The 14,086-nt window shown below is 67.0% G+C and carries 14 protein-coding genes; 10 read left to right on the top strand and 4 right to left on the bottom strand.

The window, feature by feature from the left end:
* The first annotated feature begins 88 nt into the window (after window positions 1-88).
* Window positions 89-1,660 carry a methyl-accepting chemotaxis protein gene (locus NX773_RS03260; protein WP_258854940.1) on the top strand — a complete coding sequence of 524 codons (1,572 nt, stop codon included), beginning with the start codon at window positions 89-91 and terminating at the stop codon, window positions 1,658-1,660.
* Between the two features lie 16 nt (window positions 1,661-1,676).
* Here NX773_RS03260 and NX773_RS03265 read toward each other — a convergent pair whose 3' ends face one another.
* Together NX773_RS03265 and NX773_RS03270 are read right to left on the bottom strand one after the other, a co-directional pair.
* Complete coding sequence (locus NX773_RS03265) at window positions 1,677-2,288, bottom strand: response regulator transcription factor (protein ID WP_258854941.1); 612 nt, start codon at window positions 2,286-2,288, stop codon at window positions 1,677-1,679.
* Window positions 2,289-3,206, bottom strand: coding sequence for a sensor histidine kinase (locus NX773_RS03270; protein WP_258854942.1), 918 nt, complete (start codon window positions 3,204-3,206; stop codon window positions 2,289-2,291).
* A gap of 160 nt (window positions 3,207-3,366) precedes the next feature.
* On the opposite strand from NX773_RS03270, the gene accD reads away from it, so the two are divergent.
* The 9 genes from accD to NX773_RS03315 all read left to right on the top strand — a co-directional run bounded on the left by accD (window position 3,367) and on the right by NX773_RS03315 (window position 12,571).
* Window positions 3,367-4,239: an acetyl-CoA carboxylase, carboxyltransferase subunit beta gene (gene accD, locus NX773_RS03275; RefSeq protein WP_258854943.1), complete on the top strand. Its 873-nt coding sequence runs from the start codon at window positions 3,367-3,369 to the stop codon at window positions 4,237-4,239.
* Between the two features lie 123 nt (window positions 4,240-4,362).
* Entirely contained in the window at window positions 4,363-5,661 is a 1,299-nt protein-coding gene (gene folC, locus NX773_RS03280) for a bifunctional tetrahydrofolate synthase/dihydrofolate synthase (RefSeq protein ID WP_258854944.1), read from the top strand.
* A gap of 12 nt (window positions 5,662-5,673) precedes the next feature.
* The gene (locus NX773_RS03285; RefSeq protein WP_258854945.1) at window positions 5,674-6,600 is read left to right on the top strand and encodes an SPOR domain-containing protein; all 927 of its coding nucleotides are present in this window, start codon (window positions 5,674-5,676) and stop codon (window positions 6,598-6,600) included.
* A 19-nt stretch (window positions 6,601-6,619) separates the two neighbouring features.
* Window positions 6,620-7,108 carry a CvpA family protein gene (locus NX773_RS03290; protein WP_258854946.1) on the top strand — a complete coding sequence of 163 codons (489 nt, stop codon included), beginning with the start codon at window positions 6,620-6,622 and terminating at the stop codon, window positions 7,106-7,108.
* 41 nt (window positions 7,109-7,149) lie between these two features.
* Window positions 7,150-8,676: an amidophosphoribosyltransferase gene (gene purF / locus NX773_RS03295; RefSeq protein WP_258854947.1), complete on the top strand. Its 1,527-nt coding sequence runs from the start codon at window positions 7,150-7,152 to the stop codon at window positions 8,674-8,676.
* A 95-nt stretch (window positions 8,677-8,771) separates the two neighbouring features.
* Complete coding sequence (locus NX773_RS03300; RefSeq protein WP_258854948.1) at window positions 8,772-10,019, top strand: cystathionine gamma-synthase family protein; 1,248 nt, start codon at window positions 8,772-8,774, stop codon at window positions 10,017-10,019.
* 69 nt (window positions 10,020-10,088) lie between these two features.
* Window positions 10,089-10,874 (top strand): hypothetical protein, encoded by a 786-nt coding sequence (locus NX773_RS03305; RefSeq protein WP_258854949.1) that lies wholly within the window; start codon window positions 10,089-10,091, stop codon window positions 10,872-10,874.
* Window positions 10,875-10,966: 92 nt separating this feature from the next.
* Window positions 10,967-11,740: an SEL1-like repeat protein gene (locus tag NX773_RS03310; RefSeq protein ID WP_258854950.1), complete on the top strand. Its 774-nt coding sequence runs from the start codon at window positions 10,967-10,969 to the stop codon at window positions 11,738-11,740.
* A 66-nt stretch (window positions 11,741-11,806) separates the two neighbouring features.
* Window positions 11,807-12,571, top strand: coding sequence for a tetratricopeptide repeat protein (locus NX773_RS03315; RefSeq protein WP_258854951.1), 765 nt, complete (start codon window positions 11,807-11,809; stop codon window positions 12,569-12,571).
* Between the two features lie 58 nt (window positions 12,572-12,629).
* Here the strand turns inward: NX773_RS03315 and NX773_RS03320 are convergent, their stop codons facing one another.
* Both NX773_RS03320 and lexA read right to left on the bottom strand, forming a co-directional pair.
* Window positions 12,630-13,241 carry a glutathione S-transferase family protein gene (locus tag NX773_RS03320; protein WP_258854952.1) on the bottom strand — a complete coding sequence of 204 codons (612 nt, stop codon included), beginning with the start codon at window positions 13,239-13,241 and terminating at the stop codon, window positions 12,630-12,632.
* Window positions 13,242-13,243: 2 nt separating this feature from the next.
* The gene (gene lexA, locus NX773_RS03325; protein ID WP_258854953.1) at window positions 13,244-13,873 is read right to left on the bottom strand and encodes a transcriptional repressor LexA; all 630 of its coding nucleotides are present in this window, start codon (window positions 13,871-13,873) and stop codon (window positions 13,244-13,246) included.
* Window positions 13,874-14,086 lie beyond the last annotated feature (213 nt).

Consider the following 14,086-nt stretch of genomic DNA (forward strand, 5'->3'; position numbering starts at 1 on the left):
TCATGCTGTACTGCACCAAAGTACAATACCCGATCTTGCTGCGAGGCACTAAACTCGTTCGGTTTGCCTTGAGCTGGAAATCGGAAAGATGCGCAAGAACCTGCCGGTCACACAGAACGAATACGCCCTGGTCCCCGGGCAGCCGATTGTCTCGACGACCGACCTGAAGGGCCGGATCACCTACGTCAATCCCTACTTCATCGAGGCCAGCGGCTTTACCGAGGAGGAGCTGATCGGTGCACCGCACAACCTGGTGCGCCATCCCGACATGCCGCCCGAGGCGTTCGCCGACCTGTGGAGCACCCTCAAGGCCGGGCGCCCGTGGAGCGGCCTGGTCAAGAACCGCCGCAAGAACGGCGATTTCTACTGGGTGCTTGCCAACGTCTCGCCGGTGTACGAAAACGGCCGCGCGGTAGGCTACATGTCGGTGCGGGTGGCGCCCGACCGCGCCCAGGTCGAGCAGGCCGCGGCGCTGTACCGCGACCTGCGCGAGGGCGTGGCCAAGGTGCACATTGCCGGCGGCGAGGTGGTGCCGCACGGTGTGCGCGCGTTGCTGGCGCGCGTGCGCGGCTTGTCGATCGGCGCGGTGCTGGGCGCTTCTCTTGGCGTGCTTGGGCTGCTGGTCGCGGGCCTTGCGCTGGCCGATGGCCCGCACGGCTGGACCGCGGCCGCCGGCGCGCTTGGCGTGGCCCTGTGCGTGTGGCTGGCGGCGTGGGTGCGCACGGCCATCGTGGCGCCGCTGTCGCATGCGCTGGTCGCGGCGCGGGCGCTGGCGGGCGGCGACCTGACCGCGCAGGTCAGCGTGGGCGGCGCCGGCGAGGTGCGCCAGCTCTTGCGCACGCTGCGCCAGATGAGTTCGAACCTGGTGGCGGTGGTCGGCGACGTGCGCGCCAGCGCCGTCGGGACGCGCCGCGCGACCGGTGAAATCGCAACCGGCAATGCCGACCTGGCCCAGCGCACCGAAGCGCAGGCGGCGCGGCTGGAGGAAACCGCCTCGTCGATGCAGCAGCTGGCATCGGCCGTGGCCAACAACGCCGAGCATGCGCGCGCCGCCAACCAGCTCGCCTCGTCGGCGACGGTGGCGGCCGAGCAGGGACGCGGCGCGGTGTCGCGCATGGTCCAGACCATGCAGGGCATCGACGAGTCGTCGCGGCGGATCGCCGACATCACCTCCGTCATCGACGGCATCGCGTTCCAGACCAACATGCTGGCCCTGAACGCCGCGGTCGAGGCGGCGCGCGCCGGCGAGCAGGGCAAGGGATTCGCGGTCGTCGCCGCCGAGGTGCGCACGCTGGCCCAGCGCAGCGCCGCCGCAGCCAAGGAGATCAAGGGACTGATCGACGATTCGCTGGCGCGCGCGAGCAATGGCGCCGAACTGGCCGGGCAGGCCGGCCAGACCATCGAGGATATCGTCGAGCGCACGCGCCAGGTCGCGACCACGATCGACGCGATTGCCTCGGCCAATATCGAGCAGAGCGACGGCATCTCCGTGGTCAACCAGGCAGTGCGCGACATCGACGTGATGACGCAGCAGAACGCGGCCCTGGTGGAGCAGGCGGCGGCCGCCGCCAAGGCGGTCGAGCAGGACGCGGTGCGCACCACCCGCGCGGTGGGCGTGTTCAAGCTCGAGCACGCGGGCGCGCATCGGCTCGCGGCCTGAGGCCGGGCCGGCAGCGTCAGCGCGCCGATAGCTGGCTGTCGATGAGGACCAGCTCGGCGACCGAGCGCACCCCCAGTTTGTCCAGGATCGCGCGGCGGTGCGCCTTGACCGTGCGTTCGCTGTTGCCCAGCTTGTCCGCGATCTGCTTGTTCAGTGCGCCCGTGATCAGGAGCGCGAACACCTCGCGCTCGCGCGCGGTAAGGCCGGCGAAGCGCTGCGCCAGCGCGCGCCTGGCCCCGAGCGCGTGCGCGTCGCGCCGGTGGCGCGCCAATGCCCGTTCGACCGCGCCGAGCAGGCGCTCCTTCTCGACCGGCTTGCACAAAAAGTCTTCGGCGCCGGCCTTGATGGCGCGCACCGAGGCCGGGATGTCGCCCTGGGCGGTCAGGAACACGATCGGCAGGGTGCATCCCAGATCGTTCAGCCGTTCCTGCAGCGCCATCCCGTCCATGCCCGGCAGGCCGATGTCGAGCAGGATGCAGCCGGCCCAGCGGCCATCGAACGCGGCCAGGAAGGATTGGGCGCTGTCGTACCCCTGCACCGCGTGGCCGGTGGCGCGCAGCAGCCGCGCGAGCGCGGTGCGCATCGATTCGTCGTCCTCGACGATGTAGACGGTTTCGCCGGCATCCATCTAGCAGCACCCGCAGTCGGCCGCCGCGTCCACCACGATGGGCAGCACCAGGCTTACCTCGGCGCCGAATGGCTCCAGGTTGCGCGCCTCGATCTGGCCGCCGTGTTCGCGCACGATCGCCGCGCTGATCGCCAGCCCCAGGCCGGTGCCGTGTTCCTTGGTGGTGACGAAACCGTCGAACGCCTTGGCCGGGTCGCCCGTGAAGCCGGGCCCGTGGTCGGCCACGCGCAGCGTGACGTGGCGCCCGTCCTGCTCCAGGAAGGCCAGTACCAGGACCACGCGCTCGTGCGGCGCAACGCCGGCCATCGCGTCCAGCGCATTGATCACCAGGTTGATCAGCACTTGCTGGAGCTGGACCGGATCGCCGCGCACCGGCAGCGGCACTTCGGGCATCAGGCAGCGCACCGAGGCGCGGCGCATGTTCACTTCCGGTTCGATGAAGCCGATCGCGTCGCCGGCCACGGTGCGCAGGTCGACCACGCCCTGCACCTGCGCGCTGGGCTTGAGCATGCCGCGCATGCGGCCGATGATGTCGCTGGCCCGCCTGTCGTCGCGCCGGATGTCGGCCAGCGCCTGGCGCGCTTCTTCCACTTGCGGCGGGTCGCACGCCAGCAGCAGTTCGGCCGCCTCGGTGTTGGCCATGATCGCCGCCAGCGGCTGGTTCAGCTCGTGCGCGATGGCGCCGGCGTAGATGGTGGCGGTTGTGGCCCGGTTCAGGTGCGCCAGCTGGGCCAGCCGCTCGCGCGATCCGGCCGCGATGCGCGCGCGGCACAGGCGCTGAAACAACGCCACGACCAGCGCACCCAGGCCCGCGATTGCCGCGGCGACAAGCGCGGTGCCGGCGAGGTCGGCTTCATCCGCGAGCCCGCTTGCGCCACGCAGCATGTGGTCCACCATCGCCCATTCTCCCGAAAACATGATGTTGCGCCGGCTCTTGCGCCGGCCAGCGTCAATACTATTTCCCCGGGGCAAATAAAACAATGTCTAGACTGCAATTTCAGGATTGCAAGAATTCGACAAGCATGGCCGTAGCGGCTAAACTACCGCCAACTTCAAGAATTGCCGCAAAGGAGAGATGATGAGTTGGTTGGAAAAGCTGCTGCCCCCCCGGATCCAGCGCTCCGATGCAGGCCACCGCAAATCGATGCCCGAGGGGCTGTGGGTCAAGTGCCCGTCGTGCGAGGCGGTCCTGTACCGCGCCGACCTGGAGTCGAACCAGCACGTGTGCCCCAAGTGCAGCCACCACATGCGCATCCGTTCGCGCGAGCGCCTGGACGCGCTGCTCGACGAAGGCGGCCGCTATGAAATCGGCCAGGAGACGCTGCCGGTCGACACGCTCAAGTTCAAGGACAGCAAGAAGTACCCCGACCGCCTCAAGCAGGCGATGGACGCCACCGGCGAAACCGACGCGATGGTGGTCATGGGCGGCGCGATCATGAGCCTGCCCGTGGTCGTGGCCTGCTTCGAATTCGAATTCATGGGCGGCTCGATGGGCTCGGTGGTCGGCGAGCGCTTCGTGCGCGGCGCCCAGACCGCGCTCGAGCAAAAGGTGCCGTTCATCTGCATCACCGCCACCGGCGGCGCGCGCATGCAGGAAGGCCTGCTGTCGCTGATGCAGATGGCAAAAACCACCTCGATGCTGACCAAGCTGTCCGAGAAGCGCCTGCCGTTCATCAGCGTGCTGACCGACCCGACCATGGGCGGTGTGTCCGCGTCGTTCGCCTTCATGGGCGACGTCGTGATCGCTGAACCGAAAGCGCTGATCGGCTTTGCCGGCCCGCGCGTGATCGAAAACACCGTGCGCGAAAAGCTGCCCGAAGGCTTCCAGCGCGCCGAGTTCCTGCTGACCAAGGGCGCGATCGACATGATCGTGGACCGCCGCAAGATGCGCGAAGAGATCGCGCGCCTGCTGGCGCTGCTGCAGAACCAGTCGGCCGAAGTCGTCGCTTAGTCGCCGTTTCCGGCGCCGCCGGAAATGGCGTCCTCGCGAAGGCGAGGATCCATTGTTGTTTCGGTGCGGACCGCGTGTCCGCACCGCGCGCCCCCCAAGGCGCCTCTCCACCAAAAACATCCCATGCAAAACCTCCCGACCACCTTGCCCGACTGGCTGGCGCTGCTCGAGTCGCGCCATGCCGAAACCCACATCGACATGGGGCTTGACCGCGTGCGCGCCGTAAAGGAGCGCATGCAGCTCGCGTTCAAGTGCCCGGTGATCATGGTCGCCGGCACCAACGGCAAGGGCTCGACCTGCGCCATGCTCGAAGCGATGCTGCTGCAGTCGGGCTACCGCGTTGGCCTGTACATCAAGCCGCACTTTTTGGCCTTTAACGAGCGCGCGCGCCTCAATGGCGAGAACGCCAGCGACGAGCAGCTGGTCGCCGCCTTCAACGCGGTGGAAAGCGTGCGCGGCGAAGTCTCGCTCACGTACTTCGAATTCACCACGCTAGCGATCATGCACCTGCTCGCCAAAGCGCCGATCGACGTGGCGATCCTCGAAGTGGGCCTGGGCGGCCGGCTGGACGCGGTCAACGTGGTCGATGCGGACGTGGCGGTGGTCACCAGCATCGACATCGACCACAAGGAATACCTGGGCGAGACGCGCGAGGAGATCGGGCTGGAGAAGGCCGGCATCTTCAGGCCGGGCAAGCCTGCCATCTGCAGCGACCCGATGCCGCCCAAGTCGCTCATCCAGCACGCCGAAGACATCGGCGCCGACCTGTGGCTGTTGGGACGCGACTTCAACTACCAGGGCGACAAGCAGCAATGGGGTTACGCGGGACGCTCGCAGCGCCGCAATTCGCTGGCCTACCCGGCCCTGCGCGGCGCCAACCAGCTGCTCAACGCCTCGGCAGCGCTGGCCGCGCTGGAAGCGCTGCGCCTGCAGCTGCCATGCGGCGCGCAGGAAGTGCGCGCGGGCCTCGCGCTGGTCGAACTGCCGGGCCGCTTCCAGGTGCTGCCAGGCCGGCCGGCGATCGTGTACGACGTGGCCCACAACCCCCACGCGGCCGCCGCGCTGGCCCAGAACCTGGGGAACATGGGCTTCCATCCGTTCACCTACGCGGTCTTCGGCATCATGCAGGACAAGGACATCGACGCCGTGATCGCGCCGTTGGCGCAGTACGTCGATCACTGGTGCGTGGCCGACCTGCCGTCGCCGCGTTCGGCCAATGCCGCGGAACTGGCGCACAAGCTGCAGTCGCTGCGTCCGGCCGGGGCCAAGGACGACGAATTTTCGGCCAAAGCCTTCGCCAACCCGGGGGAAGCTTTTGCCGATGCGATGAGCCGGGCTAAAGAGGGTGATAGAATTGTGGTCTTTGGATCGTTCTATACAGTCGCCGGTGTGATGGCGGCCCGAAAAAACTCTCTACACTGACCTGACAATCGCATGGGCTTGTTCTCGTTCCTGGGCAAAAAGAACCAAGACAGCAGCGCCGAAGTTAGTGGCCGTTTTTCCCGCGCCGACGACGAATTCGCCGAGCGCGCCCGCGCCAAGCGGGCCTCGCACGCGGGCGCAAGCGCCCGCCGTGCCGGTGCCGACGATCCCGTGCTCCCCGAGAAAAAGCGCGCGCGCCGCCGCCTGGTGGGCGCCATCGCGCTGGCGCTGGCCGCCGCCGTAGGCCTGCCGATGCTGCTCGATTCCGAACCCAGGCCGCTCGCCGGCGACATCGCGATCCAGATTCCATCCAAGGACAAGGCGGCGCCGCTGCCGATGCCGGCCGAGCCGTCCGCTTCCGCCAGCGTGGCCGCAAGCCAGAGCGTGGACAAGGGCGAGGAGGTGCTCGACGCGCCACCGCCCAAGCCGGCGCCCGAGCCCAGGCCGGCGGCCCCGGCGGCCGAGACCGCGCGCAAGGTCGCCGAGGTGCAGGCTGCGCCGGCCAGGGTCGAGGCGCCCAAGCCCGAGGCCGCGCCCAAGCCGGTCGAGCATGCGAAGGCCGAGCCGCCCAAGCCTGAACACAAGGACAAGCCGGCCAGGACGGAACCCAAGCCGGACGCCAAGGGCAAGCCAGCGAAGAAGGAAGACAAGGCTGCGCCGCAGGACGCCGTGCGCGCCATGGCCATCCTCGAAGGCAAGGAAGACGCCAGGGCGCACGAGGCCGGCCAGAAGTTCGTGATGCAGGTGGCGGCGCTGGGCAACCAGGAGAAGGCCGCCGAACTGCAGGCCAAGTTGCGCGAAGCCGGCATTCGCTCGTTCACCGAAAAGTACCATGAGCTGATCCGCGTGAAGGTGGGCCCGTATACCCGCGAGGAAGCGGAGAAGGTGCGCGCCAAGCTGGGCAAGCTGGGCTTAAGCGGCGCGCTGTCGCCGGCATGATGGGAACGGTTGGCGCGGCGTGACGATTTTTGATTACGTAGTCTTGTTCGTGCTGATCTCGTCGGTGATCATCAGCACGCTGCGCGGCCTGGTGAAGGAAATCCTTTCGCTGCTGGGCTGGGTGATCGCCTTCGTGCTGGCCAACGCCTACGGCGCGAAGCTCGCCCCCATGTTGCCCAGCATGATCCCGGGCGAGCCGGTGCGGCTGATCGTTGCCTTTATTGCGCTGTTCATCGGCGTGCGAATTTTGATGGGCCTGCTGAGCCTTGCGATTGCTGCGCTGGTGACCGCCACCGGCCTGTCGCTGGCCGACCGCGGGCTGGGCGGATTGTTTGGCCTGGCGCGCGGGATTGTAATCGTGCTCGCGGGCGTCATATTGTGCGGGATGACTTCCATCCCCCAACAGGCTTTCTGGAAGAACGCGCTGCTCTCGCCCATGGCCGAGACCGGCGCGCGCACTGTCAAACCCTTTCTTCCCGCTGCGCTGGCGCAGCATGTACAGTTTTGAAAATTTCTGCATCATTGCAGTCCTGTTTTTAGGAGCGCACCATGTGTGGCATCGTCGGCGTCGTTTCGCACACCCCCGTCAACCAGCTCTTGTATGACGCGTTGCTGCTGCTGCAGCACCGCGGCCAGGATGCGGCTGGTATCGCAACCAACCACAGCAGCATGTTCTCGATGTACAAGGCCAACGGCCTGGTGCGCGACGTGTTCCGCACCCGGAACATGCGTTCGCTGGCCGGCAACTCGGGCATCGGCCACTGCCGCTACCCGACCGCCGGCTCGTCCAGCGAGGAAGAAGCCCAGCCGTTCTACGTGAACGCGCCGTTCGGCATCACCCTTGCGCACAACGGCAACCTGACCAACCAGGCCGAGCTCAAGGACGAGATGTTCCGCAAGGACCGCCGTCACATCAACACCGACTCGGACTCCGAGGTGCTGCTCAACGTGCTCGCCCACGAGCTGCAGGAGGCCTCCACCGGCTTCACGCTCGACGTGGACGCCGTGTTCAAGGCTGTCGCCATGGTGCACCGTCGCGCCCGTGGCGCGTACGCGGTGGTGGCGCAGATTTCAGGCCACGGCCTGCTGGCGTTCCGCGACCCGTTCGGCATCCGCCCGCTGTGCATCGGCGTGAACGAGACCGAGGATGGCCCGGAGTACCTGGTGGCCAGCGAATCGGTTGCGCTGGAAGGCCTGGGTTTCCGCTTCATGCGCGACATCGCGCCCGGCGAGGCGGTGTTCATCGACAACGACCGCCAGCTGCACGCGCGCCAGTGCGCCGACAACCCGTCGCTCAACCCCTGCGTGTTCGAATACGTGTACCTGGCGCGCCCGGACTCGGTGATCGACGGCGCCTCGGTGTACGCGACCCGCCTGCGCATGGGAGAGTACCTGGCCGAGAAGATCCGCAAGGAGATCCCGGCCGAAGAAATCGACGTGGTCATGCCGATCCCCGACTCCTCGCGCCCGGCCGCGATCCAGCTCGCGCTCAAGCTGGGCGTGGAGTACCGCGAAGGCTTCATCAAGAACCGCTACATCGGCCGCACTTTCATCATGCCGGGGCAGGGCATGCGCCGCAAATCGGTGCGCCAGAAGCTCAACGCGATCCCGTCCGAGTTCAAGGGCAAAAACGTGCTGCTGGTGGACGACTCGATCGTGCGCGGCACCACCAGCCGCGAGATCGTGCAGATGGCGCGTGAAGCCGGCGCGCGCAAGGTGATCTTCGCCTCGGCCGCGCCGCCGGTGATCTTCCCGAACGTGTACGGCATCGACATGCCGACCCGCGACGAGCTGATCGCCTACGGCCGCACGGTGGAAGAGGTGTGCAAGGAAATCACCGCCGACCACCTGGTGTACCAGGACCTGGACGCGCTCAAGCGCTCGATCTCGGACGTGAATCCGGCACTCACGAGCTTCGAGGCCTCGTGCTTCGACGGCGTGTACATCACCGGGGACGTGACGCCGGAGTACCTCGACAACGTCGAACAGGCGCGCCACAACCCCAAGAGCAAGCCGGTTGTCGAGGACGCAGCGCGCAACCAGCTCGCGCTGAACCCTCCCGTCGCCGCTGAATAACCGTAGGGTGGGCAGCTCTGCTGCCCACGCGTTCATACGACTCTGATCGAGCCTGGGCGCGTGGAGTACCCACCCGCCAACGCAATCGACACATCATGAACGACACCAAACACTACGGCTTCACCACCACCATCCTGCACAACGACCGCCGCAAGCCGATCGAGCAGGGCTCGCTGCACAAACCCATCCACACCTCGGTGACCTTCGGCTACGGCGACGCGCGCCAGCTGGCCTCGGTCTTCCAGGGCAAGGAGCCGGGCTTCCGCTACGGCCGCCAGGGCAACCCGACCGTGGCTGCGCTCGAGGACAAGGTCACCAAGATGGAAGACGGCGTGGCCACCATCTGCTTTGCCACCGGCATGGGCGCGATCGGCGCGCTGTTCCAGGCGCTGCTCAAGGCGGGCGACCACATCGTCTCGTCCAGCTTTTTGTTCGGGAACACCAACAGCCTGTGGAACACCGCGGCGGGGCAGGGCGTGGACGTGTCGTTCGTGGATGCGACCGACGTGGCCAACGTGGAGGCGGCGCTCAAGCCCAACACGCGCTTCGTGTTCGTCGAGACCATCGCCAACCCGCGCACCCAGGTGGCGGACCTGGCCCGCATCGGCGCGCTGTGCCGCGAGCGCGGCGTGCTGTTCGTGGTGGATAACACCATGACCACGCCGTACCTGTTCCGTCCGAAGAACGTCGGGGCGGGCCTGGTGGTCAACGCACTGACCAAGTCGATCGCCGGCCACGGCATCGCACTGGGCGGCGCGCTCACCGACACCGGCCTGTTCGACTGGGCCGCCTACCCGAACATCGCCCCCAACTTCCGCAAACTGGCGCCCGGCGCGCAAGGCATGGCGCAGGTGCGCGCCAAGGCGCTGCGCGACTTTGGCGCCTCGCTCGGGCCGGAAGCGGCGCACCACATCGCCGTTGGCGCCGAGACGCTGGCGCTGCGCATGGAGCGTACCTGCGCCAACGCGCTCGCGCTGGCCACCATGCTCGAGGCCGATGAGCGGGTCGCCGCGGTGCACTACCCGGGCCTCGCTTCGCACCCGCAGCATCAGATCGCGTCCGAACTGTTCCGCGCACCGGGCTCGCTGTTCTCGTTCGAGCTGCGCGAAGACATCGACTGCTTCGACTACCTGAACCGCCTCAAGCTGGGCATCCCGGCATCGAACCTGGGCGACACGCGCACGCTGGTGATCCCGGTGGCGCACACGATCTTCTTCGAGATGGGGGCGGAGCGCCGCGCCAGCATGGGCATCGCCGAATCCCTGATCCGCGTTTCGGTGGGCATCGAGGATACCGCCGACCTGCTGGACGATTTCGGCGGCGCGCTCAACGCAACCGCCTGAACATGGCGGTTGTGTAACCGCGAATTACGTGCGATGCTTACCCCGGATTTAACTTTCCGGGGGGGTATTGTGAAACGTATCCTGTTCGTCCTGATGCTTGCGGCATGCGGCGGCGCCGCAGCCGATTCGCTGTCCGAGGCCAAGAGCCTGCTCGCCGCCAAATCGTATGGCGAGGCATTCCCCGTCCTGCGCATGCTGGCCGATTCCGGCAACGCCGAGGCCAAACTCCACCTCGGCCGCATGTACTGGTACGGGCAGGGCCTGCCGGCCGACCGCGCGGCGGCCGACGCGCTGTTCGCGCAGGCGGCAGCGGCCGGCGTCGGCGAAGCGCAGGATGCGCGTACGCTGACACAGCGGCGCGCGGCAAAGATGGCGGAGATCACGCGCTGGACCGCCTATGACGGCGCCGACCTCGCCGCCGGCAAATATGCCTGCCCGCAGCCCGCGATACCCGAGGTCTCCAAAACGAACGACGAGATCAAGGCGACCACCGGGGCCTACCAGGCATGGTCTTCCTGCTACAACGGTTTCGTCGCCGACCTCGATGGCCCGCTGGCACCGGCAAAACGCATCCCGGCGGAACTGGCGGTGCTGATGAGCGAGGCCGAGCAGCAAGAGGCGGAGCAGCACATCCACCGGGCGACCGAAGCGGCGGTCGGGAAGGTTGGCGCGAACGCGCAGGCGGTCATGGCGCGCTTCGCCAGCTGGGAACAGGCCACCAAAGCCTTCGCCGCCGAGTACAACGCATCGGCCGAGGCGCGCAAGAAGCAGGACCAGATCACGCTGGAGACGGACCGGCGCCTGCGCGAGGGCTACCAGGGCCTGATCCACACCTCGGCGCCGACTGGCAAATAGGCCCTCAAAGTTCATTATTTTGTAACGCCACTTGCAACAGTTTTGCACACGAATAGTATCTGTACCATTGCAACCATTCGTCAGGAACAGCAATGCGACAATACCTCTTCTGCCTGGCCATGGCGGTGAGCGGCGCCGCCATGGCCGATGATCTGGCCGACGTCAACAAGCTGCTCGAATCGAAGTCCTATCCGCAGGCGATCGCAATGCTGACCCGCCTGTCCGACGCCGGCAACGCCGGCGCGCAGCTGCGCCTGGGCCAGATGTACTGGTACGGCGAGGGCGTGGCGGTGGACCGCGCCCGGGCCGACGCCCTGTTCGCCAAGGCCGCGGCGGCCGGCAACAAGGAGGCGCAGTCCGCGCTTGGCATGACGGCCGCGCGCCAGCAGCACATGGGCGACATCGCGTACTGGACCGACAAGTACGACGGCGCCGACCTGGTGAGCGGCCAGTTCGACTGCAAGGCGCCGGTGGTGCCGGCCAGGTCCACGACCAACCAGGAAATCAAGACCACCAACGACACGATCAATGCCTGGAAGGCGTGCTACAACGGCTTCGTCAAGAACCTGAACGACGTGTACCCGGTTGGCAAGCGCATTCCGGGCGAGGTTGCGGACCTGATGACCGATGCCGAGATGGAGCAAGCCAAGCGGCGCCTGACCGAGGTGTATGGACGCGTGGGCGACAAGGCCAAGGTGGCGGCGCAAGCCACGCTCACCGCCTTCGACAACTGGCAGAAGGGGACCGAGGACTACGTGCGCCAGCAGAACCTGGAAACGGCGCAGCGCATGCGCGAAGCGGAGCTGGCGCGCGACAACGTCAACCGCAACATGCCGCAGCCGCCCAAGCCGGTTTACGTCAAGTAGGCGGTTGAGCAGGGCGCGCCAATCCGGTTATCATCAACGGCATTGTTCACTACCTGTGCCCGCGCCGTGAAGAAGACCGCCCTGTTTTGCCTGTCCCTGTTCCTGTGCGGCGCCGCGCTCGCCGACGAGCTGGCCGACGCCAACGCGCTGTTCGCCAAAAAAGAGTACGCGCAAGCGCTGCAGAAGTACACCAGGCTCGCCAACGCCGGCAACGTCGAGGCACAGCAGCACCTGGGCGAGATGTACTGGTACGGCGAGGCCGGCGCGGTGGACGAAGCCAGGGCGCAAGGATGGTTCACGAAGGCCGCCGCCAAGGGTAATGCGGTGGCGATCGCCTCGCTGGAGGTGATGAAGCAGCGCGTCGCGCGCCGCGCCGACATCGACTACTGGATCAGCAAGTACGACGGTTCGGAGCTGCGCTCGGGCCAGTACCGCTGCCCCGCGCCGCGCATCCCGGCCATGTCCAAGCTGAACGACGAGATCGAGCGCGTCGGCGCGAGCGTGCAGGCCTGGCAGGACTGCTACAACCGTTTTGTGGAGCACCTGAACGAGGTGTCGCCGCTGACCAAGCTGATTCCGGCCGACCTTTCCAAGCTGATGAACAAGCAGGAGATGGAGCAGGCGACAGCGCACCTGGCGCTGGTGCACGACAACGTGGCGGAGGGGGCGAAAGTATCGGCCAAGCTGGTGCTGGCGGACTTTGCGGCGTGGCGCAGCGCCACCGAGGCCTATGTGGCCGAGCACAACGAGATCGTCAAGGGCGGCCCGTCCGAAGCGCGCCAGCGCGACATCGACGCGCGCAAGAACAACTACGCGCCGGCCGGCAAGTAAGCGGCGAGCACGTCGCCCCGGCCTTCGCCGGTGCGACGGAGTTTACAGTCGGATTGGCCTAGTCGTAAAAGCCGTACGGATGCCGCCAGCCGGGCAGGGCGGCGATGCGGTCGAGCCAGGCCTGCACGGCTGCCGGCATGGTGACCTGCGCCTGGTCGGCGAAATACAGGTAGCCGCATAGCGAACAATCGGCCACCGTCGGCGCGTCGCCAAGGATGAAAGTGCGGCCGTCGCTGAACTCCTGGCTCAGGCGCGCGATGTCGGCGTCAAAGCGCCGGCGCAGCATGGCCAGCACTGCCGGTTCGGCCGGCTCGAAGCGCGTGTGCCAGCGCAGGTTCGGCAGCGAAAAGCCGATCCGGTTCGCTTCCCAGAACAGCCACTCGCGCACGCGCGCCAGGCGCTCTTCCGATTCGCCGCCAAGCCGGCGCGTGTGGCCGGCCAGGTGCAGCAGGATGGCGTTGGACTGCACGTAGGGCTGGCCGTCGTGCACCAGCAGCGGCACCTCGCCGTATTTGGCCAGGCTGCGAAATGGCTCGGGACGCGCCTCGCGCGGCGTGCCGACGACGTCGATCTCTTCAAAACCATGGTCGATGCCGGCGAGCGCCAGCGCCAGGCGCACCTTGTAGGTGTGGCCCGACTCGCGGTTGCCGAAGAGGGTGATCCCGGCCAAGCTCAGTTCCAGGTGCGCATCAGGCCAACGGCCAGGCCCTCGAGCGCAAAGCCGTCTTCGGGCGTGACCTTGATGATCTTGAAGTCCGGATTCTCCGGCAGAAGCTCGATCAGCTCGCCGGTGCGGCGGTAGCGCTTGACGGTGACGTCGTCGCCCAGGCGCGCGACCACGATCTGGCCGTTCTTGGCCGTGTCCACTTTTTTCACCGCGAGCAGGTCGCCGTCGTTGATGCCGGCGTCGCGCATCGACCAGCCGCGCACCTTCAGCAAAAAGTCGGGCCTGGCGGAGAACATGGCCGGGTCAACGCTGTAGGTTGTCTCGACATGTTCCTGCGCCAGAATCGGCGAGCCGGCGGCCACGCGGCCCACCAGCGGCAGCGACATCATCATCACTTGCGGGTGCACCGGCGCCGGTTCGGGCGTGCCGACCAGGCGAATGCCGCGCGATGTGCCGGGCGAGATTTCGATGGCGCCCTTGCGCGCCAGCGCCTGCAGGTGTTCCTCGGCCGCGTTGGCCGACTTGAAGCCCAGCTCGGCCGCGATCTCGGCGCGGGTCGGGGGAAAGCCGGTGTTCTCGATCGCCTCGCGGATGAGGTTGAGGATCTGTTCTTGCCTTGCGGTGAGCTTGAGCATGGGTGTGCGGCCGGGTTGTATAAACAGACTGGATTTTTATACAGTATTTCGGCCAGCGCAAGGGGAAATGTGGATTTTTTCGTGTTTTTTATGGTCGAGTTGCCGATGCGGGCCCGCCGGACCGATCACTGGACAGGGGAGCGATACCATCTGGTTCGATTTCATGTTATAGTCGCGGGCTTACCCCTTCCCACACTCGTCTTGACGCCGAGG

The organism is Massilia solisilvae, assembly GCF_024753215.1.
Taxonomy (GTDB): Bacteria; Pseudomonadota; Gammaproteobacteria; order Burkholderiales; family Burkholderiaceae_D; genus Telluria; species Telluria solisilvae.